Here is a 26088-nt window from a genome sequence, read left to right as displayed (position 1 = left end):
ACGAGCGTTGCAGCCAAACCCTGTGCCAAGGCCTTTGCACCGCACCCGCCAAAAACTTACAAATGCCGGGCCATTAACAGCTAATTATACGAACGCGTTCGTATAACACACATTCGTATAACTCCAAAAATCTCGGCCCTCGCAAACCCCAGCTTCACCAATAAAATCAGCAAATTACCTGAATCCACCACGGCTACCGCCGGAGTTATACGCCCGTGTTCGAGCCACCCCTGCTACAGATTGGGGGCGTAAAACTCCGCACGCCCCGATATTCCTTTTCAAACTTATCAGAAGGTTAGCAACATTTCCCGGTACCTTCCCGGAGTTTTGCGAACGCGTTCGTATAACTCCGGGCTGAATGTTGTTTCTGGCTGGTTTGGCACGGGTGAATCCTGCAATACTTGGGCTTTACCCTCACTGAAAGAGACGCTTTTATGCACGCGCCTTTCTGGCTAACTACGGCTTTGCTGTTTCCGGTGTTGCTCTATCAGGGCAAGCGCACCCGGCGGATGACGCCACGGCTGCCAGAGGCCACTGGGGATTGCGCAGGCCAGTACGGCGAGGGAGAGCCCGTTTTTCGGTTGCTGGTGCTGGGCGAGTCCACTGCGGCGGGCGTGGGGGTTGAAAGCCACGCCCAGGGTCTGGCAAGCCAGTTGGCGTTGCAGTTACATCAACGCACCGGGCTCTGTATTGGCTGGTCTACCTTTGGGGTGAATGGTATTCGGCTGGGTGCGCTGCTTGATGCGCTGGGCTCCGCCGACTTGCCACCGGCAGATGCAGTATTACTGAGCATGGGGGTAAACGACACTACCGGTTTTACTCCACGGTTCCGGTTTCGCCGGCAACTGATTCAGCTCCGCGAAACCCTGGCAACCCGGTATCAGGCGCCCATTACGTTGCTCAGCGTGCCGCCCATGGACAAATTCTCGGCCTTGCCGGCACCCCTGCGCCAAGTTATGGGATGGCGGGCGCGGCAGTTGGACAGGGTGTATCAGGTGCTTGCGGCAAGGAACCCGGACGATTTCCGGTATCTGGGTTACCCCACAGTGTCAGACCCTGCCCTGCTCGCCCGGGACGGCTACCACCCGAGCGACAAGGGCTACCGCGCTATCGCGCAGGCGTTGGCCGAACAGGACTGGGGGCTGCCGCCCCCGTAACTCATCCCAGGTTCTTGCGCATGAATTTCTGCAGCTCGCCCACAATCCCGCTGCGGAAGGCCAGTACCGTCAGCACAAAGATGCCGCCGAGGATCGGGTCTACCCAGTCGCGCAGGGGCCCCTGGGACAGCTGGTATTCAATGTTCACCACAAAGGTGGCGCCCACCACCGGCCCAAGCAGCGTACCCATGCCGCCCACCAGAGTCATCAGGATGACCTCGCCCGACATATGCCAGTGGGCATCATTGAGAGACGCCAACTGGAACACCACGGATTTCATGGAGCCGGCCAGGCCCGCCAGCGCGGCGGAGATCACAAAGGCCAGGATCTTGTAACGATCCACGTTGTAACCCAGCGAGACCGCCCGCGGTTCGTTCTGCTTGATGGCTTTCAGGATCTGCCCGTACGGGCTGCTGACAATGCGCTGCACCAGCAGATAACAGGCGATAAACACCACCAGCACGAAGTAGTACATGTTGAGGTTGTCTTCGAGGTTAATCAGACCAAACAGCTCGCCCCGGGGGATGCCGTGCATGCCGTCTTCGCCGCCGGTGAATTCCGACTGCACAAAGAAGAAGAACACCAGCTGTGCCAGCGCCAGGGTCACCATAGCAAAGTAGATGCCTTGCCGGCGGATCGACAATAACGCAAAGGCCAGTCCCAACAAGGTGGCCGTGGCGGTACCGGCAATGATGCCCATCTCGGTGGTCAGGCCGGAGAAATGACTGAGCAGGTAGCCCGTGGTGTAACCTCCGGTGGCCAGGAAGGCCGCATGGCCGAAGGACAGCAGGCCGGTAAAGCCGAACAGCAGGTTAAAGGCTACCGCAAACAAGGCAAAACACAGGATCTTCATCAGGAAGACCGGGTACATCACGAAGGGCGCGGCCAGCAGCAACAGCAGCAGCACGCCGTTCACCATCAGTTTCTTGCGGTCCTGGATCTTTTGCTGCTCGACAATGGCCTTGTGGATATCGGCAGGATTAACAGGCTGGTTCATGATTATGCCTCCTTACCGAACAGGCCGGTGGGTCGGATCATCAGCACCAGGACCATCACCAGGAAGATAACGGCCGAAGACGCCGGCGGGTAAAACGTTTTGGTGAGGCCTTCGATCACGCCCATCAGGATGCCCGTGATTATGGCCCCGCCAATGGAGCCCATGCCTCCAATCACCACCACCGCAAAGACCACGATGAGAATGTTGGACCCCATCACCGGAGTTACCGAATAAATGGGTGCCGCCAGCACACCGGCGAAAGCCGCCAGCATGACGCCGAATCCGTAGGTCAGGCTCACCAGCAAGGGTACGTTAATGCCGAAGCCCTGCATGAGCTGTGAGTCTTCTGTGCCCGCCCGGAGGTAGGAGCCCAGTTTGGTTTTCTCGATGATGAACCAGGTGCCAAAACACACCAGCAGGGCCACCACGATCACCCAGGCCCGGTAGTACGGCAGGAACATGAAGCCAAGGTTGATGCCGCCTTTGAACATGTCCGGCATGGAATATCGAAGCCCGGACACGCCGTAGATATTGGTGAGCACGCCCTGGATGATCAGGGCCACCCCGAAGGTGAGCAGCAGGCTGTAGATATGATCCTGGCCGGCAATGCGCCGGAGCAGGAAGTATTCGATGAGCATACCAAAAGCGCCAACCAGTACGGGAGCGACGAAGAGCGCGACCCAGTAATTGACGCCCAGCAGGTCAAACAGAACCACGGTGACCAGGGCACCGAGCATGTACATGGCGCCATGGGCAAAGTTGATGATCTTCAGCAGACCGAAGATAACCGCGAGGCCAAGGCTTAACAGGGCGTAGAAGGCGCCGTTGATAATCCCGATCAGCAGCTGGCCAGACAGCACAGCAAGGGGGACGCCGAAAATCATGGTCATGTTGCTAACTCCACAAGCAGCGCAGACGTTGTTTTTGTTGGGGTGTTCGTCCGGGCGGGTACCCGGCGCCGGTCGCGCTTAGAGACCGGGCACCGGGTAATTCCCCGTTGCTTAGTTCACCAGCTTGCACTTGCTCTCAGAGAGCGGACGGTAGGCTTCATCCGCCGGAATCGTCCGCAGGATCTTGTACAGATCCCATTCATTCTTGGACTCCGCCGGGGTTTTCACTTCCGCCAGGTACATGTCATGCACCATACGGCCGTCTACCCGGATTTTGCCGTTCTTGGCAAACATGTCGTTGATGGGTGTATCCATCATCTGCTTGCGCACGGTCTGGGCATCATCCGAGCCGGTGGCGGCCACCGCATTCAGGTATTGCATGGTGCTGGAGTAAATGCCGGCATGAACCATGGTCGGGCGCACACCGGTTTCTTTCATGAAGCGATCAGACCACTCGCGGGTTTCGTCGTTCATGTCCCAGTACCAGCCGGTCGTCAGCTGGATGCCTTGCGCGGTTTCCGCACCGAGGGCATGGACGTCGGTAAGGAACAGCAACAAAGCCGCCAGCGTCTGGCCCGCCTGGGTTACCCCGAACTCACTGGCGGTGGTGATGGCGTTGGTGGTGTCCGCACCGGCATTCGCCAGGCCGACCACATCCGCGCCCGAGGCCTGGGCCTGGAGGATGAACGAAGAGAAATCCTGGGTCGGGAACGGATGGCGCACGCTGCCCACAATCTCGCCGCCGTTGGCCTCAACCACGCGGGTAACGTCGGCTTCCAGGGCATGACCGAAGGCGTAGTCGGCGGTCAGCAGATACCAGGTTTTACCGCCTTCTTTGACCACTGCACTGGCTGTACCATTAGCCAGCGGGTAAGTGTCATAAACGTAGTGGATGTGGTTGGGCGTACAGTGTTCGTTAGTGATGCTGGAAGCGGCAGAGCCGGAAACAATGCCCAGCCGGTCATTTTCTTCCAAAATCTTGCTCACCGCGATGGACACCGATGAAGCCACCATACCGGCCACCATATCTACCTTGTCGTTTTCCACCCAGCGGCGAACGGTGCTGGACGATGTGTCCGGGCTGTTGCGGTCGTCGGCAATCACCACTTCAATCTTGGCGCCATTGACGGTACCGCCAAAATCCTTGATCGCCATTTCCAGGGCGGTCAGGCCATTGGGGCCGGCCAGGTCTCGATAGGTACCGGACATATCGGCCAGGTAGCCAATTTTTACGGTGTTGTCCGAAATTGCCGCCTGGGCACCACTGGCCATCAGAGCTGATGCAACGGCTGAGGTCAGAAGCTTTTTCATCATTGTCATTGTTGTTTCTCCGCTACTGTCTTGCGTTGGTTCGGGTTGTTGTTGCTCTTATTACTCTCGTTCTATCCGGGGTCAGACCCCCAAATAGCCATCCAGCACCGACTGTTTGGCACTCAGTTCGTTGGCGCTGATTTCTTCCACAATCTGGCCGTGCTCCACCACGTAATGTCGGTCGGCCAACGGCGCGGCAAAGTGGAAATTCTGCTCCACCAGAACAATGGTCAGGCCCTTGTTCTTCAGGGCTATCAGGACTTCCCCCAGTTTCTCCACGATCACCGGGGCCAGGCCTTCGGTGATTTCATCCAGCAACAGCATGTTGGCGCCGGTGCGCAGAATGCGGGCCATGGCCAGCATCTGTTGTTCGCCACCAGAGAGCTTGGTGCCCTGGCTGAAGCGGCGTTCATAGAGGTTGGGGAACATGGTGTAGATTTCTTCCAGGCTCATGCCACCGCTGCGCACCACCGGCGGCAGGGTGAGGTTTTCCTGCACGCTGAGGGAGGAAAAAATGCCCCGATGCTCGGGGCAATACCCGACACCCAACCTGGCAATATGATGAGGCGCGCACTGCATGGTTTCTTCGCCGTTGATCATGATGGAGCCGGTGCGCCGGCCCACCATGTTCATGATGGCTTTCAGCGTGGTACTGCGTCCGGCGCCATTTCGGCCGAGCAGTGTGACCAGCTCGCCCCGCTGAACCACCATGTCGATGCCGTGCAGAATGTGGGATTCGCCATAGAATGCGTGCAGGCCGGAAATGCGCAGCTGCTCGTATTCGCGGTCCGGATTCTTGCTCATTGGGCCGCCTCCACGTTTTCGCTGGTGGTGGCCTGTGACCCCCGCTCGCCGCTGCCATCACTGCCCATATACACCTCGCGCACACGCGGGTCGGCGGAGACCGTCTGGTAATCGCCTTCAGTCAATACTGCACCCTGGGCGAGCACGGTGATGCGGTCGCACAGTTTGCTGACCACGCTCAGGTTGTGCTCCACCATCAGTACCGTGCGGCCCTGGGCGGCCTTGCGCACCAGTTCCACTACGCGGTCAACGTCTTCCGAGCCCATGCCCTGGGTGGGTTCGTCCAGCAGCAACAGCTGGGGTTCCATGGCCAGGGTGGTGGCCAGCTCCAGCGCCCGTTTGCGGCCATACGCCAGCTCCACCGTGGTGGTATTGGCGAACTCAGCCAGGCCGACAGACTCCAACAGCTCCATGCAGCGCTCGTTGAGCTTGTGCAGGGAGTTGCCGGATTTCCAGAAGCTGTAGGAGGAGCCCTCTGCGGTTTGCAGGGCCACGCGAATGTTTTCCAACGCGGTCATGTGGGGAAACACGGCAGAGATCTGGAAGGAGCGAACAATGCCTTTACGGGCAATGGCGGCGGATTTCAGGGGAGTGATGTCTTCGCCGCGGTACAGAATCTGCCCGCGGGTGGGAATCAGGAACTTGGTCAACAGGTTGAATACGGTGGTCTTGCCGGCACCGTTGGGGCCGATCAGGGCGTGGATATCCCCCTGACGGATCTGGAGGTTGACGTCGTTAACGGCAACAAACCCCTTGAATTCCTTGACCAGGTTACGGGTCTCGAGAACGTACTGTTCACTCATGAGCCACTTCACCTTTTGTTATTGTTGTATTTCGCAACTAGCACACAGATTAGATTTACGTGCACGTAAACGTCAAGAACTAATTTTGATATTTCTCGGGCGGTATGGAATAGGTCATGGTGGAGTGTGCCACCGGGTCTTCCATGCCATCGGAATAGACGAAAACCTCGCCCACGCCCATGGTGCGCCCCACCTTCAACAGGGTCGCCCGTGCCCGTATCGGCGCATGTGCCACCGGCTTGCGAAGGAAGTTGATATTCAGGTTCGTCGTCACCGCCAACGGCACCAGGCCAATCCGGCTGAGCAAGGCTGCGTACATGGTGACATCCGCCAGCGCCATCATCGCAGGCCCGGATACGGTCCCGCCCGGGCGCAGGTGATCATCCTCCACGGCCAGGGTCATTTCCGCCCAGCCGTCACCCAGTGCCTCCAGGGAGCCGTATGCGGCCCCCTGGGGGAACTGAACCTCGAGGAAGTCTTTCAGCTCCTCGAAGGTCACTTTCATGCCGGCACCTCATCCTGGGCCCGGTTGCGCAGCACGAAGCGCTGGATCTTGCCACTGGGCGTTTTCGGCAGTTCATCCACGAATTCGATCTCACGCGGATAGGCGTGGGTGGACAGACGACGGCGAACCAGTTCCTGCAACTCCTCCTTGAGCGCCTGGTCGTCCACCGGCTCCTGGCCAGCTTTGATCACAACATAGGCTTTGATGATCGAGCCGCGCTTTTCATCGGGCTTGGCCACGACACCGGATTCGGCAACAGCGGCGTGTTCCAGCAAGGTACTTTCGACATCGGCCGGCCCCACGCGGTAGCCTGCGGTGGTGATGATGTCATCGTCCCGGCCACTGAAAGAATAGCCGCCATCGCCATGGCAGATCACCATGTCGCCGGTCAGGTAGTAGCCATTCACGAACGGGTCTTTCTCACCCCAGGTGTAGCCATCGAAATGGAACAGTGGCGAGGCTTTGATATCCACCGCCAACTGGCCAATCTCGCCTGCCCCCACCTCTTCGTTTTTCTCGTTCAACGCCACCACGCGATGCCCGGGGGATGAGTACCCCATGGAGCCCTGGCGAATGGTGTGTTCCAGGCCATGGAAGTTGCAGCAGGTCATACCGGTTTCTGTCTGGCCATAATGATCCTTGACCGGGCAGAAGTGCCGGCGGGCAATCCAGTTCACCACTTCCGGGTTCAGCGGTTCACCCGCACTGCTGCACACCCGCAGCCCCAGATTCTCCCCTTCCGGCAAGACCTGATCGTTGGCCTTCAACAGCCGATACGCCGTGGGCGCCGCCGCCAGGTTGGTGATCTTGTACTTGCGGATCATGTCGTAGGTAGATTCGGGGGTGAACGGGTTGGGGTTGAAATGCGTGGCGTGGCCCATCAACAGCGGGCCCGTAACGGCGTAGTACAGACCATAGGCCCAGCCGGGGTCAGCCACATTCCAGAACACATCGTCGTCGCGCAGTTCAATGGCGTACTTCATGTACACATAGAAGGCCAACAGGGCTTTGGCGGGCACGGCCACGCCTTTCGCTTTGCCGACGGTACCGGAGGTGAACATCTGCAGGAACGGATCGCTGCCGGTAATCATCACCGGCTCACACTGGTCTGACTGCTGGTCCAGCACCTGCTGGAAGTCTGCAACGTCCTCGCCCGTGGCGGCGGCGTTCACGCACAACACCGGCGGGCAGTTGTTGACGTCATTGAGCTTGGGATAGTTGTCCGGATCGGTGACCACCAGTTTGGTGCCGGCTTTTTCCAGGCGGTATTCAATGGCCCCGGAGCCAAACGCGGTAAACAGCGGCTGGTAAACCGCACCCAGGCGCAAGGTGCCGGCAATCACGATCAGCAGTTCCGGGCCCCGCGGCAGCAGGCCCGCTACCCGGCCACCCTTTTTGACACCATGAGACTTCAGATAGTTGGCAAAGCGGGCCGAGGCTGCTTTCAGCTCTGCGAAGGTAAGCACGCCATCACCACCACCCACTTTCTCGTAAAACAGCGCAACCTTTTGCGGGTCGGAAGCCCATTTATCACAGATTTCGTGACAGACGTTCAGGCCACTGTCCAGGCGCCCGTCCAGGATTTCCGCTTCCAGTGCGGCCGCATCAAAGTTGTCATACACCTCGTTGTAGTGCGGTAGGCTCATCGTACACTCCATTTGTTGTCGTTGTTGGTTGCACAAGATTTAGTCAGGTTTAGCATAGCCTTCACTTTACGTAAAGGTAAACTTTAGGCTAAAAAGAAAGGGCGACCTGCCATCGCCCTCCCCTGCTTACTCCGGTTTGTACAGCCGCAGAATGCTGGAGAAATCCAGCTCTCCGTTGCCCTGCCCGGCATGCAGCTGGAACAGGTTTCGGGCCAGGGAGCCCATGGGAATCGACGCCTGGTTGGTCACCGCGTTGTCGAACGCCAGGCCAAGATCCTTCGCCATCAGGTTCACCAGGAAACCGCCCTGATAATCGCGGGAGGCTGGCACACCCTCCATCACCCCCGGCCAGGGGTTATAGACATTCAGTGCCCAGTTACCGCCAGAGCTTTGTTTCATGATCTCCGAGAGTACGGCAGGGTCCAGGCCATTTTTGGCACCCAGGGCCAGGGCTTCGCTGGTGCCGGCCATCAGGATCGCCAAAAGCATGTTGTTGCAGATCTTGGCCACCTGCCCGGCACCATGGGGGCCGGCGTGGAAGATATTCTTACCCATGCCTTCCAGAATCGGCTTGGCTTTCTCGAAGGTACTCGCGTCGCCGCCACAGATGAAAGTGAGCGTGCCGGCTTTGGCACCACCCACACCTCCGGATACCGGGGCATCGATAAACGCAAGCTTTCGCTCAGCCGCCTGTTCGGCGACGTTGCGGGCCGTTTCCGGGGCAATCGTGGAAGAATCGATCACCAGCGTGCCGGCTGGCAATGCAGCCAGCAGGCCATCGTCACCCAGGTAGACCGCCTCCACATGCTTGCCGGCCGGCAGCATGGTGATCACGCATTCTGCGCCCTCGGCGGCGGCTTTGCCGGAATCCGCCGTGCGGGCACCTTCGGCCACCAGGGCCTCAACTGCTGGCTTGGACAAATCGAACACGGTAACGTCGTGGCCGGCCTTGAGCAGGTTGGCCGCCATCGGCGCACCCATGTTGCCCAGGCCGATAAAGGTAATCTTGGCCATGTTGCTTCTCCTTGTTGTTGTACGGGTCATCGCTGCACAAAGGCAGACTACTGGCTGAAAAATCCGTTAACCCAGGCGCTGTCCACTTCACTGAGTGAGGCATAGCGCCAGCGGGGCTGCATATCCTTGTCGATCAGCAATGCCCGTATGCCCTCGGCAAATTCACCTTTCTTCAGGCTGTTGTGGGACATCACCAACTCGTTGTCGAGCACCTCTTTCAGGCTGTGCAGGCGGCTGCGGTGGTAGTGTTGCCACATCAGGGCCAGGGAGGTCGGAGACGCGGCCTTCACCCCCTTCACCGATTTGCCGAGCCAATCTTCCCGAGCCCCCAGCTCGTCCAGTTGCGCCACCACCTGCTCCAGAGAATCCGCATCGGTGGCCTGCTGGATGTCTTCAAAATGCTCACGCACGGGAGACGCGGGTAAGGCCTCACGGCTCTGCTGTTCAAACTGCCGCAGCACTGCGCTCACCACCGCCTGCGCTTCCGCTCGTTGCCAATCCGCCGCTTTCAGGGCATCCACAACCTGGTCTTTCAGACCATGGGAGATAAACCGGTCGGCCATGTTCACGAACAATGCATCGGCGCCGTTCATGCAGGCACCGGTCAGTCCCAGAAACAGGCCCGTGCGCATGGGCATGCGGTTCAGGAACCAGCCGGCACCGATATCCGGGTACAGGCCGATGCTGACTTCCGGCATGGCGAGCTTCGAGTGTTCGGTCACCACCCGGTGAGAAGCACCCACCATCAGACCAATACCGCCACCCATCACGATGCCGTTGCCCCAGCAAACGATGGGCTTCGGGTAGGTGTGGATCTGGTAATCCAGCTCATATTCCTCGTTAAAGAAGCGCTCGCCCTCCGCCAGCTTGCCCGGCTCGGTCATGGCCCGATACAGCGAGACGATATCGCCGCCCGCGCAGAAGGCTTTGTCGCCCTCGGCTTCCAGCCAGACAGCCTGAACCTTGGGATCCTCGGCCCAGCGGCTGAGCTGGGGCTTGAGCAGGCTGATCATATCCATCGACAGTGAGTTGAGATTGCGCGGCGTGTTCAGCCGTGCCACGGCAATCAGCTCACCATCAGCGGTTGTCCATTCTTCAAATACGATTGGTTGATCACTCATAGCGAATCCGGGTTATCGGTTTTTCCAGTCGGGCTTGCGCTTCTCAAGAAACGCATTCACGCCTTCTTTCTGGTCTTCGGTATGGAACAGCTCCACGAACAATTCACGCTCCATGCGCCAGCCGTCGCTGTGGCTGCGGCCGTCGCGGGCGCTCATCACCAACTGCTTGCAGCGGGCGATGGACGAAGGGCTCTGCTTACAGGCACCTTCCGCCAGTTTCAGGGCAGCTTCCAGGCCGTTGCCGGTGGGCACCACTTCTTCCACCAACCCGATTTCCAGGGCCTTGGCGGCGGTTACCCGTTCACCACACAGAATCATACGCTTGGCCCAACCCTCACCCACCAGCCAGGGCAGGTTCTGGGTGCCGCCGGCACAGGGCAGCAGGCCAACGCTGGCCTCAGGCAGAGCCATCTGGGCATGCTCTTCTGCAATCCGGATATCACAGGCCATGGCACATTCCAGGCCACCACCCATGGCATAACCGTTTACGGCGGCAATCGATACGCCACGGAACGCCGTCAGCGCTGCGAACGCTTCACCGAATCGTTGCGCCATGTCGTTGGCGCGAGCCCGGTCGCCGTCGGCGAAGGTTTTCAGGTCAGCACCGGCGGAAAAGAACTTTTCCCCCTGGCCAGTCACCACCAGCGCGAAGATGTTCCGGTCGGCGTTGAGCTCTTCCACGGTCGCCTTCAGCGCGGCGAGGGAATCGGCCGTCCAGGTGTTGGCCGGCGGATTGGCGATGGTCAATACCGCAATGTGGCCGCGTTTTTCCAGTTGAATCAGTTCACTCATCACAAATTCCTCTATAGTCCGTGGCCGGTTACTGGATCGCTTCGGCAACGCCGTCGTCCAGCAGCCGGCGGGCAATGATCAGGCGCATGATTTCGTTGGTGCCTTCCAGAATCTGGTGTACCCGCAAATCCCGGAGGTAACGCTCAAGCGGGTATTCACGGATGTAACCGTAGCCGCCATGCAGTTGCAGGGCTTCGTTGGCCACCTCAAAGCAGGCGTCGGTGGCGAATCGTTTGGCCATGGCACAATGCAGCGTAGCCTCCGGGTCGCCACTGTCGAGTTTGAACGCACCCAAACGCACCATCTGCCGGGCAGCCACCAGGTTGGTAACCATGTCCGCCAGCTTGAACTGCAGCGCCTGGAAGGCCGCCAGCGGCTTACCAAACTGCTGGCGCTCGTGCATATAATTCCGGGCCCGGAGCAAGGCCGCCTGGGCACCGCCCAGGGAACAGGTGGCGATATTCAGGCGGCCGCCGTCCAGGCCCTTCATCGCAATGGCAAAGCCATCGCCTTCATTACCCACCCGATTGCTGGCAGGCACGCGAACGTCTTCCAGGGTAACCAGGCGCGTGGGCTGGCTATGCCATCCCATCTTTTCCTCATTCTTGCCGTAGGAGACACCGTCGGCATCCGCTGGTATCACGAAGGTAGAGATGCCCTTCGAACCGCTGTCGGCGTCTCCGGTGCGCGCCATCAGAACCAGAATATCGGTTGCGCCAGCGCCGGAGATGAACATTTTGCTGCCATTGATCACATAGCTGTCACCGTCCCGAACTGCGCGGGTGCGGAGACTGGCCGCGTCGGAGCCGGCACCGGGTTCAGTCAGGCAATACGAAGCCAGCCATTCACCACTGGCCAGCCTGGGGACAATTTCCTGGCGAAGATCATCAGAGGCGAAACTTGCCACCATCCAGGTGGCCATGTTGTGGATGGTGATGAAGGCGGCGGTGGACGGGCACGCTGCCGCCAACTCTTCCACAATCACCGAGGTATCCAGGCGAGACAAGCCCATACCACCCAGGGATTCGGGCGTGTACATGCCCATAAAACCCATGGCTCCGGCTTCTTTCATGACATCGACCGGAAAAATATGCTCGGCGTCCCACTGGGCGGCATGGGGCGCCATGGATTTTTCAGCGAAGGCTCGGGCAGCATCCCGAAACGCCTGCTGGTCTTCAGTGAGATTAAAATCCATCGTCAGGCTCCTTGGTTGTTACGGTCGGGGCTTCCACTGAAGAAGCGGAAAAAAGGGGCCGGTGGGGGAACCGGCCCAATAACCTCACCGACAACGAGATTAACGAAGCTGGATGGAGAAGTTGGCCTCGGATGAGGTCGCCTCACTGGAGAACCAGCGGGAGGTCACCGTTTTCGTCTCGGTGTAGAAGCGCACCGCCTGTTTACCGTAAGCGTGCTGATCACCGTAGAACGAACCCTTCCAGCCGGTGAACGAGAAGAACGGCAGGGGCACCGGAATGGGAATGTTCACACCCACCTGGCCCACATCAATCTCGTGCTGGAACCGACGCGCCGCGCCGCCATGACTGGTAAAGATGGAGGTTCCGTTGCCGTACGGGCTGGCGTTGATCAGCTCGATGGCATCACCAAGGCTGTCAACGTTGACGCAGGACAGCACCGGGCCAAAGATCTCTTCGTTGTAGATATCCATGTCCGGCGTGACTTCACTGAACAGGGTTGGCCCTACCCAGTTACCTTCCGGCAACCCGTCGACGGTGCAGCCACGGCCGTCCAGCAGCAGTTTGGCGCCCTGGGCTTCACCGGTGGCGATCAGCGATTCAATGCGGTCTTTGGCCTTGGCACTGATCACCGGGCCATAGCTGGCACCGGAATCGTTCCAGGCGCCGGGGCGCACTTTCGCCATGGCCTCTTTCAGCTCCGGAATCCACTCCTGGGCAGCGCCCACGAAGACCGCCACCGAGATCGCCATACAGCGTTGGCCCGCGGCACCTACAGAGGCACCTACCAGGGCGTTGATCACTTGTTGTTTGTCCGCATCCGGCATGATCACCATGTGGTTCTTGGCGCCGGCGAAGCTCTGCACCCGCTTCATGTTGCGGGTACCGGTTTCGTAGATGTACTGCCCGACCGGAACCGAACCGACAAAGGATACGGCCTTGATGGCCGGATCAGTCAGCAGGGTATCAACCTGCTCTTTGGCACCGTGAACCACCTGCAGTACACCCTTGGGTGCGCCGGCCTGCTCAAACAGCTCGGCCAGGCGGGTTGGTGTCAGCGGGTCCTGCTCGGACGGTTTCAGAATAAAGGTGTTGCCGCAGGCAATGGCCATGGGGAACATCCACAGCGGGATCATGGCCGGGAAGTTGAACGGCGTAATGCCGGCACACACCCCCAGAGGCTGGATCCAGGAATGGGTATCTACCTCGCGGGCCACGTTCTCAACGGTCTCGCCCATCATCAGGGAAGCCACGTTGGCGGCGTGTTCCACCACTTCAATGCCGCGCCAGACATCGCCTTTGGCGTCGTCAAAGGTCTTGCCGGTTTCCTGGGACAGGATCTCGGCGATTTCGTCGTGATGTTCTTTAAGCAGCGCCTGATAACGCAGCATCACCCGTGCTCGCTCAGAAACCGGGGTTTCCTTCCAGCTTTTGAACACTTCACTGGCGTTATCAATCGCCTGACGCATCTCATCGGCAGTGGCGCAGGGCACCTGGGCAATCACTTCGTTGGTGGCGGGGTTGGTCACGTCGATCCAGTTCTGGGTCTGGCTCTGAACGAATTCCCCTGCAATAAACTGAGGTACTTTTTTCATGATGATGTTCCCTGTTTGTTGTTATCCGGGATGAGCCGGCCTACCGATAACAAGGCAGATCCGACGATGATTTGAAGAAAGACTAGCACGCGGATTTACGCTTGGTGATTGACTAAATTTCGCCCATGATGGATTATTTTTCGATGAATGAGATCGCAGCCAAGAAACCGGCCACTCAAACCTCACAGTGGCCCGTGCCAGCCGACAGTGTTCGCTATGTGGTGCCAGAGCCTATTGTTCGGCTTTTGGCGGCACATCCGCTCACCCGGGAGCTGTATCCACTTGCCTTCGGGCATTATCGGAGAGCGGCCGGGCATCACATGCATAGGGAACACCACCGTGATAATCTTTTGATCTATTGCACGGACGGCAAGGCCTTTCTGAACGTCGCCGGCGTGCCCCACACAGTCGAGGCCGGCGACCTCCTGCTACTGCCGGCCGGCGCCAGCCATCGGTACACCGCCGACCCGGACAACCCCTGGACCATTCACTGGGTTCACTATACCGGCCCCCTGGCCGAAGACTTCGGCCAGTACATGGGCTTTGATGACAGCACCCGCATCCGGCATCTGGGCAGACAGCCCCGGTTACTGGTGGATTTCAACGGCCTGTTGTCGGTACGGCAAACGGGCTTCCGGGCCCGTGGGTTGATCCACGCCAGCAATCGGCTACGACAGTTGCTGGCCGCCGTGCCCATCAACGCCGACGAAACCAGCCAGGCCCGGCAGGCCGAGCTGGACTCCTTGCACAGCTTCATGCGGGAGCACCTGGAGGAACGCCTGACCCTGAATCAGCTGGCCGAGCTTTCCGGCCTGTCGCCGGCTCACTTCGCCACCCGGTATCGGGAACAGACCGGCACCTCGCCAATCCAGCACTTCCTGCATCTCAAAGTGGAACGGGCCTGTGAGTTGCTGGATACCACCAGCCAGAGCTTCGCCGATATCAGCCGGCAACTGGGCTATGACGATGCCTATTACTTCTCTCGACTGTTCAAAAAAGTGATGGGGAAGTCGCCCACGGATTACCGCCACACAGCGCGGCACTGATTCATGCGCCGGCATTGCATCCCATTAATGGTTGGGCTCAAATAGGGTTCTGGCACTTCCCCCGAACAAGGAATGATCGATGACCACGAACCGTCGCCCCATGCTGGCACTGTCTGCCTCGCTGGCTTTGCTGTCTGGCTGCAGCAGTTTCGGGCCCGTCACCAGCGGAACAGACAATCCCTGCGCTACGTTACAAGCCATCGTCAAAGATTACTCAACCGGTTTTGAGAGGTACCGGGGTAGTGGTTCCAGTTACAGCATGGTCACCCTCTACCGGGCAAAAGAGCAATTGATTAAGGGCCATTGCGAGATCTGGGAATGGGGCAACGGCGATGCCGCATACACCTGCACGGTGGGCGCACCCAACCAGCCTGTTGCAGAGGCCCGGTTTAACGAAGCCTCCAATCTTTTAGCCCAGTGCCTTGGCCCCGACTGGACGCGAGAAACAAAACCCCGGGAGCGCGACGGCAAGCCAGCCGGTGAAGCCGTTGCTCTTCAAACGAATGACCCGACAGCGCCATCGGTATCGTTACATCGGGTAGAGGATGGCAGCCGTCAGTCGCTCTATCTGTTTGTAGGGCCATCAAGCCGTTCACCTTCCGACAAGTAATAGTCCGGGGTAAGCACAAGCACCGACCGTCGCCCCGAAAAAATTTGTAGCGCATACCGTATTCTCGTGATAAATATCGCGCGAATACGGTCGGATTCCCCACCACCGTTTCCAGGATAAGCCTCAAAGGAGTCAATAGGCGGCACCCCGGTGTTTTCAAAAACACCTGCCACCTCCGGCCACCCTCAGCAGACCTGCACAACACCGCGTGCGTCCTGCACGCTTTGTATCCATCCCTTTTCAGTGAGGGACACCATCCAATGTTGAAGTTGTGTAAGCCACAGGCGCTTGCCGCCGCTGTTGCTATGTCTCTGGGTGCCTCTTCGGTTTTTGCAGCCGGAGAAGTGCGTGTCTACAACTGGTCTGACTACATCGCCGAGGACACCCTGGCGAAGTTCACCGCGGAAACCGGCATCAAAGTTGTTTACGACGTTTACGACAGCAACGAAGTGCTGGAAGCCGCCCTGTTGTCTGGCCGTTCGGGCTACGACCTGGTTGTGCCGTCCAACCACTACGTGGCCAAGCAGATTTCTGCCAAAGCCTTTGTCGCGCTGGACCATGGCCAACTGCCGAACATGACCAACCTGAACCAGGACCTGATGACCCAGCTGGAAAAGGTCGACCCGGGCAGCCAGTTCTCCCTGCCGTACCTGTGGGGCACCAACGGTTATGGCTACAACGAAGGCCGCATTCAGGAGATTCTGGGTGACACCGCACCGACCGACTCCTGGGCTCTGGTGTTTGACCCGGAAGTGACCGGCAAGCTGGCCGCCGGCGGCTGTGGCATTGCCATGCTGGATTCCGGTGAAGAAATGGTGCGTGCCGCCATGGCCTACATCGGCCTGGACCCGAACAGCAACAACGCCGACGACATCAAAAAAGGCGGTGAAGTGATCAAGGCTGTGCGCCCGAACATCACCTATTTCCACTCTTCCCGTTACATTGGCGATCTGGCTAACGGCGACCTGTGCGTAGCCGCCGGCTACTCCGGCGACATCCTGCAGGCCGCTGCCCGCGCGGAAGAAGCCGAGAACGGCAACGTCATCCGCTACACCATTCCCAAAGAGGGCGCGGTGCTGTGGTTTGACATGATGACCATTCCGGCCGGCGCGCCGAATGTGGAGAACGCCCACAAGCTGATGAACTTCCTGATGCGCCCGGACATCATCGCCGATGTCACCAACTACGTGTGGTACGCCAACCCGAACAAGGCGGCCGATGAGTTTGTGGAGGCAGAAATCCGTAACGACACCAGCATCTATCCCACCGATGAGGTGATGAAGAAGCTGTACATCATGGAAGGTCGGCCTCAGGACGCCCAGCGTCTGATGACCCGCACCTGGACCAGCGTGAAATCCGGTCGCTGACGGTGGCCGTGACCAACAATACCTCCGCGCAAGCGGAGGTACTTCTCAGCATCAAGGGCATCTCCAAGAGCTTTGACAGCACCCTGGCGGTAGACGACGTCAGCCTGGACATCCACAAGGGCGAGATCTTTGCTCTTCTGGGTGGCTCCGGCTCTGGCAAATCCACCCTCCTGCGCATGCTCGCGGGCTTCGAGACCCCGGATTCCGGCCGCATTGTGCTGGATGGTCAGGACATCACGGCCCTGCCCCCGTACCTGCGACCCACCAACATGATGTTCCAGTCCTATGCCCTGTTCCCGCACATGACCGTGGAGCAGAACATTGCTATGGGTCTGAAACAGGACAAGCTGCCGAAGAACGAAATCACCGACCGAGTGGCCGCCATGCTCAAGCTGGTGAAAATGGAGCCCTACGCCAAACGCAAGCCGCAACAGCTTTCCGGCGGCCAGCAACAGCGTGTGGCCCTGGCCCGCTCGTTGGCGAAACGGCCCAAACTGCTACTGCTGGACGAGCCCATGGGCGCGCTCGACAAAAAACTGCGCACCGAAATGCAGCTGGAACTGGTGGATATTCTGGAGAAGGTGGGCGTGACCTGCCTGATGGTCACCCACGACCAGGAAGAAGCCATGACCATGGCCAGCCGGATAGCCATTATGTCCCACGGCCGGATCGCTCAGGTGGGTTCGCCCATTGATATCTACGAAAGCCCGAACAGCCGCATGACGGCTGAGTTTATCGGCTCGGTGAATATCTTCGAGGCGAACATCCTGGAAGACAATTCCGACAGCCTGTCTTTGGCCAGCGAGCTGCTGGACGCACCGGTGTTTATTGACCGGGGTGTAACCACGCCGGCGGAAACCACGGAAACCCTGATCGCCCTGCGCCCGGAGAAGATCTACCTGACGACCGAGAAGCCCGAAGGCGATAGCAACTGGAGCTGCGGCACGGTGGACAACATTGCTTACCTGGGTGACATCACGTCTTACTACGTGAAGCTCGCCAGCGGCAAACGGGTGCAGGCCACCATGGCCAATGTGGAACGCCGTGGTGAGCGGCCCACCTGGGGCGACCGGGTCTATGTATCCTGGGAAGCCTCCAGCCCTATCCTGCTCTGGAACTGACGCCATGACCAAGAAGCTTCTGGCAACCCCTCTGGCGGAGCGGGTGCGGGCGGTGGTATTTCACCGACGGGTCGTCTTCGGTGTGCCTTTCGCCTGGTTACTGCTGTTCTTCCTGCTGCCGTTTGCGCTGGTGCTGAAGATCAGCCTGACTTCGGCGGTAATGGCCATTCCGCCCTACGAGCCGGTGTTCCGATGGGTGGAGAATACCCTGTCGGTGGTGGTGAACTTTGGCAATTACCTGTTCCTGGCTTCCGACAGCCTCTACATTGCCGCCTATTGGGGCTCGGTGAAAACCGCGTTTCTGGCCACCTTGTTCTGCCTGCTGATCGGCTACCCCATGGCCTATGCCATGGCCCGCGCGCCGAAGCACTGGCAACTGGTGTTCCTGCTGATGGTGATGCTGCCGTCCTGGACCTCTTTCCTGATTCGGGTTTATGCCTGGATGGGCATACTCGGTAACCAGGGCCTGCTCAACAGCTTCCTGCTGTGGCTGGGCGTCATCGAATCGCCGCTGAAAATGCTGAACACCAACTTCGCGGTGATTCTGGGGATCGTCTATGCCTACCTGCCGTTCATGATCCTGCCCATCTACACCAATCTGGTGAAGCTGGACATACGCCTGCTGGAAGCGGCGTCGGATCTGGGCTGCCGCAGCCTGACCACCTTCTGGTCCGTTACCCTGCCGTTGTCCAGGGCCGGAATCCTGGCCGGCTCCATGCTGGTGTTCATTCCAGCCGTGGGCGAATTCGTGATTCCGGAACTGCTGGGTGGTCCGGATACCCTGATGATCGGAAAGGTGCTCTGGGAAGAGTTCTTCAACAACCGAGACTGGCCGGTGGCCTCTGCGCTGGCAATCGTGATGCTGGCGCTGCTGCTGGTACCCATTGTGTTGTTCCACCGCTTCCAGGCCCGGGAGATGGAAAAGAATGGTTAGGTTAAAAGCCCCCGGTTTCTCGAAGACCATGCTGATGCTGGGCATGCTGTTCCTGTATCTGCCCATGGTGGTGCTGATCGTATACTCGTTCAACGCCTCACGGTTGGTATCGGTATGGGCCGGGTTCTCCACCAAATGGTACGGCGCCCTGCTCGCCAACGAACAGATCCTGTCGGCGGTGTGGATGAGCCTGCGCATTGCCTTCTATTCCGCCAGCATGGCGGTGTGTTTGGGCACCCTGTGCGCGTTCGTGATCACCCGGTTCAAGAAGATGCGCGGGCGCACGTTGCTGTCCAGCATGATCACCGCCCCTCTGGTAATGCCAGAGGTGATCACCGGCCTGTCATTGTTGCTGCTGTTTGTGCAAATGGCCCAACTGATCGGCTGGCCGATGGATCGTGGCATGGCCACCATCTGGATTGCCCATACCACCTTCTGCAGCGCCTACGTGGCTGTGGTGGTGAGTGCGCGCCTGAGAGAAGTGGATCGTTCCATTGAGGAAGCCGCCATGGATCTGGGCTGCACGCCGCTGAAGACGTTCTTTGTGATTACCCTGCCGGTGATTGCGCCGGCGCTGGTTTCGGGGTGGTTGCTGGCGTTTACCCTGTCGCTGGATGATCTGGTGATTGCCAGTTTCGTCTCCGGCCCCGGCGCCACCACGCTACCGATGGTGGTGTTCTCGTCGGTACGGATGGGGGTATCGCCGGAGATCAACGCACTGGCCACGCTGATTATTGCGGCGGTGTCTGTGATTGCATTTATCGCCTGGCTCTGGATGCGGCGAGCAGAGAAACGAAGACTCAGACCACGCTAGATTTGTGGCGACTCGATAGTATGTGATGCAATCCATCACACTCCACCATCGGGTCGTCACAGTTGACTACAATGTCGGAACGGGCAATCACATAACCCCTGCCAGTGATACTGTTCTTGACCACCTGATACTCGCCCTCGGTTTCTACCGTGGTGAATTCACCGATGAACCCGGTATCGCGAAGGGAAACGGTTTCCAGTTTATCGCCCGGCTGGATTCGGCCTTCGTAGTTCATCAACGCAAGCCTGGCCGAGGTGCCGGTGCCAGTGGTGCTGCGACAGATCACGCCGGGGTGGACGTAGGTGGCCGATCGTGAGCGGTAATAACCATCGGCCACTTTTTCTTCCGGCCCCATAAAGTGCAGAAATGGCAGGGGCCCGACATCACCCAGGGTGTAGTGGGAGAATCCACGGGCAGCCTGAATGGCCTCGACAATGGCATGCGCGGTGCGGGCCAACTCCCGTTCCTCATCAAGGGTCAGGTCAAAGCCCAGTGATTTTGCATCCACCAGGGCATAGAACCCGCCACTATAGGCCACACTGTAGCCAACCTCGCCAATGCCCGGCACGTTAATACTGGCATTATAGGTGTGGATGTAGCTCGGCAAGCCCTCGCAGGTGACCGCTTCTACCACGCCGTCATGAACAATAGCCTCAATGTTCACGAGACCCGCCGGCGATTCCAGCATGAAATGTTGTTTGCCCTCCTGCTTTGGCACTATGCCCGCCTCGAGGACCGCCGTCGCCGTACATATGGTGTTGGAACCCGAATAGATGGGATATCCCATCACCTCCATAATAATGTATCCAGCCGCCGCCCTGGGATCGGTGGCGGGGACCAGCAAATCCACGGACATTTCGGGAATACCATAGGGCTCCTCCAGCAGGAGTTTGCGCAAGCCGTCAGCATCGTCCCGAAGGTACTCCATCTGCGCCCGCACGGTGTCCCCGGGCAACAAGTCTATGCCACCGGTAACGATGCGGCTGACATCACCCCCGGCGTGGGTGTCCATCAACTGAATGGTCAGTTCCGGTTTCATCAGTCCGCCTCCACCTCGTAGGGTTGCCCGTGCTCCTGCCACTGGGCATCGGGCACAATCACGATTTTTCCCAGGTAATTGCTGCCACGGTTCATGAAGTACTCCTCCGCGCGGTGCAACTCAGACAGTCGGAAAGCACCGTGCAACACAGGCTTCAAATCACCACTCCGGATCCATCTCATCAGCTGCTCTGCCTCTTCCCGGGTACCATGGGACACACCGAAAATCTGCACCTGGTACAGATAGATGCGGGTCCAGAGAATTTCGCTGATGTTGCCGCCACTGGCCCCGGCAATACTCAGCCTCGGATAGGTGCTCCGGGCATTCATGTCAAAAATCATGGCGTCGATGAAACGGTCCGTCATGTCGCCGCCCACCAGATCCATGACCGCGTCCAGAGGCTTGCCTCCGGTTTCCGCCTTCACTCGATCGACAAAGCTATCCATGTCGGTTCTGTCGAGAACGGCCTCGGCGCCAAGCTTCAGCAATGGATCAGCCTTGTCCTTCTGACTCAGAGCGTAGGGAATGGCACCGATAATCCGGCAGAGCTGAATCAGTGCCGTACCCACGCCACCGCTGGCACCGGTAACCAGCACGCGTTCACCAGCCTGAATATTGGCGGAGGTGAGCATGTGGTAGGCGGTCTGATAAGAACACATACCCATGGAAGCGAGCTCGGCGTCGGCCAGGTCCGGATTGGGAATGTGATGGAACTGATCGGACGGTAAAGCGACGTACTCGGCGTATCCGCCATCTGCGCCATGCCCGTAATAATCCGGCGTGAGATTGATGTCTGTGCGGTTGTCCGCATAGATGTTGAAGTCCAACAAGCCGCGTTCGCCGATACGCTGTTCACTGACACCCGCGCCCACAGCAACAATACGACCGACAATATCGGCCCCCTGAATGCGCGGGAAGGTGAGCGTAGGTTTGCCGCCCATCTGGAACGACGTCATTTCCCCTTTTTTAGTGGGGTATAGCCCCTCACGGGCTTTGCGGTCTGTGTTGTTCTTGGCGGTGGCAGTTACCTGAACCAGCACCTCGCCTTCCCTCGGCTGAGGTACCGGTACATCCTGATACATGAGCTGATCAATTCCGCCATGGCCTTTCAGAACCATCGCCTTCATTGAGGATGGGATCATCGGCAACAGACCCTCCTGTTCTGGTGAATAAACTACTCAGACAGAATAGGAAAGATCACCGGGTGTGTCAGGGCCTGTTACGGATATCCATTAGACTCAAACGGTTTACCGAGCGATTACCCGATAAACCGGCCTTAACCGCGGAATCTGCTTGAGGACCACCTGGATAACCGTCATCAAGGGCACAGCAAGGAGAACCCCCACTGGCCCCCACAACCAGCCCCAGAAGAAGATCGAAACAAAGATGATCACGGGGTTGATCGCCATCCGGAAACCATGAATCCAGGGCTCAAGGAAAAATCCGACAATCGTGGTGAGCACAATGAAGCTGATCGGAGCAAGCACCATCATCCAGAGCACGTCCAGGGAAATGGCGGAGACTATGGCCAACAGGGTGATGGTAAGCATGTTACCAAGGTACGGAATAAACCGCGCAAGGCCTGCAATCAGGCCCCAGACGGCCGGGTCTGGCAGGCCGATGGCCCAACAGATCAGGCCGGTCAACACGCCAACAGACGTGTTGGACAACCCCAGCACCGCCAGATACTGCGCAATCTGATGCTGGGAATCGTGGGTGATCCTCAGCACTGTCTTGCGCTGGGACCGGGGCAACTGCTTGACGAAGTTGCGAATCAACCGGTCGCCACTGACCAAAAGGAAATAGGTTAATGCCAGTGCCAGCGCCAGCCCGGCAATGCCGTTCCGAGCCTTGGACATCAACTGACTGCGCCAGGAGTCGGTTTGCAGAACCACCGTGGTGGGTTTGGTGCCCTGATCTTTGGAAAGCTCCTCAACCGATTTTTCGACCTGCTCGGCAGACTGACTGACCTTGTCGATCTGGCGCATGATCTCACTTTCCCCCACCAACAGGCGAGACAGCCCCTCCGGTGCTTTCTGGGCCCACTCCAGAGCTGGCGTGGCGACCGCGGCACCCAGCCCCAGAATTCCGGCGAGGACCGCCAGCACCAGAACCAATGCGGATACCACACGCGGTATGCGCCAGCGCAAGTAAGCCTTTTTGACCAGAGGCGCCAGTAACAGGCTGGTCAGTACCGCCAGGATGATCGGGAGAACAATCTGATGAGCAATATACAGGGTGTAAAGAATGCCAAGGATGAACAACCCGTAGATTGGCGTGGAGAGATCCGCGAACGATCGCGAACCTGTGCCATTCGTTTGCGGGGATTCTGTCTTCTGGTCATCCATGGGCCGTTATACCTTGTCGGAGTGCCGCTCAGGGCACAGGAGTTTCGCCAGCGCAACAATCTGGCGATGATCAACACAGTGTAGCGTTTACAGGAAGCACCCGCATTATCAAACAATTACCAAGTGCATTTGAGGAAACTGAACCATCCACGCACAGCACACCGTATACCTCCAGAATAACTAGCTGACAGCGGAGAACCCATGGCACCGCGCTACGATACCCTTTTCTACGATGGCTCCTGCCCCCTGTGCGCGCGTGAGATACGCACCCTGCGAAGACTGCAGACCGGCAACCTGATCTTTGCGGATATTCACGAACAAAACCCGTGCAACCAGCAACTCCCTTCCCGGGAGCAACTGCTTCGTCGATTGCATCTGATGAGCTGGGGCGGGGAGTGGGTAACGGGATTGCACGCCAATGTGCGAGCCTGGTCCCACACCCGTTTTGGCTGGTTGTTCAAGCCACTGCTATGGCCGGTGATTCACCCGATTGCCAGGCGGATTTATGAAACCTGGGCCGACAAACGGTATGAGCGTAAATACATTTGTGCGATGGGCCACGAAAACTCGTGCCCACCGGGAACCTGAGGCAAAAGACTGCTAGCTGGCCAGCTTGGGCAGGAATGAGGTATCCACCCAATAGCGCTTGAGATTGGCCTCATCGACCAGCACGGGCACTGTTTCCTGTTGAATATGATTGCTCGGATCGAACCACAGGTTATCGCTTCGGAATACGTGAAGCTCACCGGTTTGCGGGTGCTGCCACTGGCAGACAATGCGGAACGGGTTACGACCGTTCACGGTCAGACTGGTGTTTTGCTCAACCGACGAAAATGTTGCGAGCACCTCGGTGCCGTGATCTTTCAGGTAAGCCTGTGAGCGGCTCTTCTTCCAACCAAACAACAGCATCCCGCCGCCAATGGCGCCAAACACGAGCCCCATACCTCCAAGAATCATGGGCAGCCCCCACAGGGAGAAGAAACTGTTGATTCTGGCGCTCTCCGGGGCCGAAGGCTCATAAAACACAGACACCCTCTCACCGCGACTGAACGATGGCGGATTTGAGCCGGAGCGCGACCGGAACTCGATCTCCCGACCACGGATATCCTCGAAAACGACCACCGGATAATAGGTAGTTGAATCGCTGGAACGCGAGCGCTCCAGATCAATGACCGTGCCCATGGCTTCCGTAGCTCGCTCGATAAATGACACCGTACTGCTGTAACTCATCACCGCTCCGACAAGCATACCGGCGCCAATGAGTGTGAAGACGTATTTGAGGATATTCAGGGTTTTCAATGGTTCAATCCTTGTGTTTTGGGGTCTCTTTCCTTAAGCCAGCTGACCAATTTCGGCCCCTTCGGGAACGAGAGAAGGCATTTGGGGCTCACGCCCCTTCAACATATTTGCCAGACGCCGCTCTCGTACCTTGTGAACGGAGGGATCAAACCTGAGAACCTTAAGGGGCACCGGGTCACCCTCCTGCAACTTGTCGAACGTCGCCAGCTTACTCAGATAGAAGGCCCCGCTGTGATTTTGGCCATCAAACTGAAAATCAAACTCAATCAGAAGGTTACACTGATAATGCCCTTCCCCCTGTGGCTCATTTCGATGGTCGTATTCCTGATGAAACTGACAATCCGCTTCTTTTTTGGTCAGTACGCCGTCCACCTCTACACCGTGCTTCCGTAGCAAGGCCTGGCCGTAGAGGTAGCTGGCGCCCGAGTAAGTCGTGACGATAGCAAGCAGAACCAACCCAGCGCCCATCAATGCGAAGAAACCTCCCGCAATCATGGCACCCCAGTCGCCAAAGTCGACGTAGAAAATGCCACCACCCACAGCGGTGGTGATTATTCCTACGCACAGCATCGTTAGCATAATGCCTAGGTCAGCTTTTATTGCGGACCACAGGAGCGGCCAATCAATGTGGTTTTTTCTGAGCATTTTTCCGGCGCTGGGAGGTTAGTTAATGGGTTGAGACTGGTTATCAACTCAACGAACGATTGGCTCTGCTAAGAAAAGACCTACCGAGGAAGAGTTTTGCGCATTCTTTCATGAAGCTCGTCCAACTCCTTCTGTTTTTGCGCCATGTAGTCTTCTTCGATATCGATCAGTCGGGATGTCGGGATGTTGGGCCGTTAGGATCCAGGCGTTCCTGTACCACGTCTGGCCAGTGCTTTCCGCTTCTCATCCTATCGATTTTCTGGACACATTCCATCCCGAAGGCAAATGGGAAGAGAAGATAAGAATCTAACCAGTATAAGAAGGCGCTTCCAGAAATGCCGTTTCCTTCTTTACGCTCTTCGCCAATAAATTTTCTCCCCTGAAGCAACTGATCAAGAAATGAAACTCTGCCAGACTTCAAACCCTTTTCTATAAAGGTGTTCCGGGATTCTGTTTTCCTGCCCGCTTCATCAAACCAGGGGCCGACCGTCATAAAGCATCGTAAATACTCCCAAATGCCAATCAAGGCAGGCAAACGTTTGCCTGCCGGCACACCTGACAGATTCAATACGATCCGTTCGTCCGGTGCGCCAAATTTTTGGAGAATGATTTCCAAATTACCGTGGACTATCGATCCCGAATACTGATTTATAATCTTGTATTCGTAGGCAACCGCCTCAATACCATCCCAATTAGCATGATAAAGGTCCCCTTTCATTTCATAGTAAACTTCCTGAGTCCGCCGGTTAAAAATAATTGGCAAAGATGGGGGTCGACTTAATTCCCAAATAGTGGGCACTGCAATAAGTGCGATAGAAAGTAGCAACAAAAACCAATTCAAATTCGGCGATTGCCCAAAAATCCCGTGCAATAGGAAAGCTAGAATCCCGACACCGCCAATGAAGAAACCTACTCCAGTTAAAGTCCCCCTGCTATCTACACTAGCAGTTCGTAAAGACAAAAACTCCTCATCTTGTGACTCTACGAGACCGGGCTGTGACGGAGCGTAGCTACTACTAGCCCGGATTTCTCATAGG

26 protein-coding genes are annotated in these 26088 nt (G+C 58.0%); 8 read left to right on the top strand and 18 right to left on the bottom strand.

Features of this window, described 5'->3' with window-relative positions; all coding sequences use genetic code 11:
- Positions 1–434 precede the first annotated feature (434 nt).
- Complete coding sequence (locus tag Q675_RS36490) at positions 435–1157, top strand: SGNH/GDSL hydrolase family protein (protein WP_023012166.1); 723 nt, start codon at positions 435–437, stop codon at positions 1155–1157.
- Between the two features lies 1 nt (position 1158).
- Here Q675_RS36490 and Q675_RS36485 read toward each other — a convergent pair whose 3' ends face one another.
- The 12 genes from Q675_RS36485 to Q675_RS36430 form a co-directional block, all read right to left on the bottom strand.
- On the bottom strand, positions 1159–2154 hold the full coding sequence (locus Q675_RS36485; RefSeq protein ID WP_014420874.1) for a branched-chain amino acid ABC transporter permease: 996 nt from the start codon (positions 2152–2154) through the stop codon (positions 1159–1161).
- Positions 2155–2156: 2 nt separating this feature from the next.
- Entirely contained in the window at positions 2157–3044 is an 888-nt protein-coding gene (locus Q675_RS36480) for a branched-chain amino acid ABC transporter permease (protein ID WP_014420873.1), read from the bottom strand.
- A 111-nt stretch (positions 3045–3155) separates the two neighbouring features.
- On the bottom strand, positions 3156–4364 hold the full coding sequence (locus tag Q675_RS36475) for an ABC transporter substrate-binding protein (protein ID WP_023012165.1): 1209 nt from the start codon (positions 4362–4364) through the stop codon (positions 3156–3158).
- Between the two features lie 72 nt (positions 4365–4436).
- Positions 4437–5159 carry an ABC transporter ATP-binding protein gene (locus tag Q675_RS36470; RefSeq protein WP_014420871.1) on the bottom strand — a complete coding sequence of 241 codons (723 nt, stop codon included), beginning with the start codon at positions 5157–5159 and terminating at the stop codon, positions 4437–4439.
- Positions 5156–5962 carry an ABC transporter ATP-binding protein gene (locus Q675_RS36465; RefSeq protein WP_023012164.1) on the bottom strand — a complete coding sequence of 269 codons (807 nt, stop codon included), beginning with the start codon at positions 5960–5962 and terminating at the stop codon, positions 5156–5158. The genes Q675_RS36470 and Q675_RS36465 overlap by 4 nt, the downstream gene beginning before the upstream one ends.
- A gap of 79 nt (positions 5963–6041) precedes the next feature.
- The gene (locus Q675_RS36460) at positions 6042–6467 is read right to left on the bottom strand and encodes a PaaI family thioesterase (protein ID WP_022993499.1); all 426 of its coding nucleotides are present in this window, start codon (positions 6465–6467) and stop codon (positions 6042–6044) included.
- Positions 6464–8113 (bottom strand): AMP-binding protein, encoded by a 1650-nt coding sequence (locus Q675_RS36455; RefSeq protein WP_023012163.1) that lies wholly within the window; start codon positions 8111–8113, stop codon positions 6464–6466. Before Q675_RS36455 ends, Q675_RS36460 begins: the two co-directional genes overlap by 4 nt.
- A gap of 126 nt (positions 8114–8239) precedes the next feature.
- Positions 8240–9127, bottom strand: a complete 888-nt coding sequence (mmsB, locus tag Q675_RS36450) for a 3-hydroxyisobutyrate dehydrogenase (RefSeq protein ID WP_023012162.1) — start codon at positions 9125–9127, stop codon at positions 8240–8242.
- Between the two features lie 47 nt (positions 9128–9174).
- On the bottom strand, positions 9175–10248 hold the full coding sequence (locus Q675_RS36445) for an enoyl-CoA hydratase/isomerase family protein (protein ID WP_023012161.1): 1074 nt from the start codon (positions 10246–10248) through the stop codon (positions 9175–9177).
- Between the two features lie 12 nt (positions 10249–10260).
- Complete coding sequence (locus tag Q675_RS36440; protein WP_014420864.1) at positions 10261–11040, bottom strand: enoyl-CoA hydratase; 780 nt, start codon at positions 11038–11040, stop codon at positions 10261–10263.
- A 28-nt stretch (positions 11041–11068) separates the two neighbouring features.
- The gene (locus tag Q675_RS36435; RefSeq protein WP_022993494.1) at positions 11069–12235 is read right to left on the bottom strand and encodes an acyl-CoA dehydrogenase family protein; all 1167 of its coding nucleotides are present in this window, start codon (positions 12233–12235) and stop codon (positions 11069–11071) included.
- A 99-nt stretch (positions 12236–12334) separates the two neighbouring features.
- The gene (locus Q675_RS36430) at positions 12335–13828 is read right to left on the bottom strand and encodes a CoA-acylating methylmalonate-semialdehyde dehydrogenase (protein WP_014420862.1); all 1494 of its coding nucleotides are present in this window, start codon (positions 13826–13828) and stop codon (positions 12335–12337) included.
- Positions 13829–13971: 143 nt separating this feature from the next.
- Between Q675_RS36430 and Q675_RS36425 the strand changes: the two genes are divergently transcribed.
- The 6 genes from Q675_RS36425 to Q675_RS36400 all read left to right on the top strand — a co-directional run bounded on the left by Q675_RS36425 (position 13972) and on the right by Q675_RS36400 (position 19720).
- The gene (locus Q675_RS36425) at positions 13972–14874 is read left to right on the top strand and encodes an AraC family transcriptional regulator (RefSeq protein ID WP_014420861.1); all 903 of its coding nucleotides are present in this window, start codon (positions 13972–13974) and stop codon (positions 14872–14874) included.
- Positions 14875–14953: 79 nt separating this feature from the next.
- On the top strand, positions 14954–15484 hold the full coding sequence (locus tag Q675_RS36420; protein ID WP_023012160.1) for a hypothetical protein: 531 nt from the start codon (positions 14954–14956) through the stop codon (positions 15482–15484).
- A 260-nt stretch (positions 15485–15744) separates the two neighbouring features.
- Positions 15745–16851, top strand: a complete 1107-nt coding sequence (locus Q675_RS36415) for a polyamine ABC transporter substrate-binding protein (RefSeq protein ID WP_031211872.1) — start codon at positions 15745–15747, stop codon at positions 16849–16851.
- 8 nt (positions 16852–16859) lie between these two features.
- Entirely contained in the window at positions 16860–17972 is a 1113-nt protein-coding gene (gene potA, locus Q675_RS36410) for a polyamine ABC transporter ATP-binding protein (protein WP_227499613.1), read from the top strand.
- 4 nt (positions 17973–17976) lie between these two features.
- Positions 17977–18906 (top strand): ABC transporter permease subunit, encoded by a 930-nt coding sequence (locus Q675_RS36405; RefSeq protein WP_023012157.1) that lies wholly within the window; start codon positions 17977–17979, stop codon positions 18904–18906.
- On the top strand, positions 18899–19720 hold the full coding sequence (locus Q675_RS36400; RefSeq protein WP_023012156.1) for an ABC transporter permease subunit: 822 nt from the start codon (positions 18899–18901) through the stop codon (positions 19718–19720). Before Q675_RS36405 ends, Q675_RS36400 begins: the two co-directional genes overlap by 8 nt.
- Here the strand turns inward: Q675_RS36400 and Q675_RS36395 are convergent.
- The 3 genes from Q675_RS36395 to Q675_RS36385 form a co-directional block, all read right to left on the bottom strand.
- Positions 19707–20759, bottom strand: a complete 1053-nt coding sequence (locus tag Q675_RS36395) for a proline racemase family protein (protein WP_023012155.1) — start codon at positions 20757–20759, stop codon at positions 19707–19709. The two genes, Q675_RS36400 and Q675_RS36395, sit on opposite strands and share 14 nt — an antisense overlap.
- Entirely contained in the window at positions 20759–21901 is a 1143-nt protein-coding gene (locus Q675_RS36390) for a zinc-binding dehydrogenase (RefSeq protein ID WP_031211869.1), read from the bottom strand. Before Q675_RS36390 ends, Q675_RS36395 begins: the two co-directional genes overlap by 1 nt.
- A gap of 105 nt (positions 21902–22006) precedes the next feature.
- Positions 22007–23107 carry an AI-2E family transporter gene (locus Q675_RS36385; RefSeq protein WP_011785614.1) on the bottom strand — a complete coding sequence of 367 codons (1101 nt, stop codon included), beginning with the start codon at positions 23105–23107 and terminating at the stop codon, positions 22007–22009.
- Between the two features lie 201 nt (positions 23108–23308).
- Between Q675_RS36385 and Q675_RS36380 the strand changes: the two genes are divergently transcribed.
- Complete coding sequence (locus Q675_RS36380; protein WP_023012153.1) at positions 23309–23695, top strand: thiol-disulfide oxidoreductase DCC family protein; 387 nt, start codon at positions 23309–23311, stop codon at positions 23693–23695.
- Positions 23696–23707: 12 nt separating this feature from the next.
- Here Q675_RS36380 and Q675_RS36375 read toward each other — a convergent pair whose 3' ends face one another.
- The 3 genes from Q675_RS36375 to Q675_RS36365 form a co-directional block, all read right to left on the bottom strand.
- Positions 23708–24406, bottom strand: a complete 699-nt coding sequence (locus Q675_RS36375) for a DUF3592 domain-containing protein (RefSeq protein WP_023012152.1) — start codon at positions 24404–24406, stop codon at positions 23708–23710.
- A gap of 33 nt (positions 24407–24439) precedes the next feature.
- Positions 24440–24985: a DUF3592 domain-containing protein gene (locus tag Q675_RS36370; RefSeq protein ID WP_227499612.1), complete on the bottom strand. Its 546-nt coding sequence runs from the start codon at positions 24983–24985 to the stop codon at positions 24440–24442.
- A 232-nt stretch (positions 24986–25217) separates the two neighbouring features.
- Complete coding sequence (locus Q675_RS36365) at positions 25218–26012, bottom strand: hypothetical protein (RefSeq protein WP_152525383.1); 795 nt, start codon at positions 26010–26012, stop codon at positions 25218–25220.
- Between the last annotated feature and the right edge of the window lie 76 nt (positions 26013–26088).

This window comes from Marinobacter sp. EN3 (assembly GCF_000475315.1).
Classification (GTDB): domain Bacteria; phylum Pseudomonadota; class Gammaproteobacteria; order Pseudomonadales; family Oleiphilaceae; genus Marinobacter; species Marinobacter nauticus.
The sequence above is the reverse complement of the archived record's forward strand: the minus strand, read 5'-3'. Positions and strand labels throughout refer to the sequence as shown.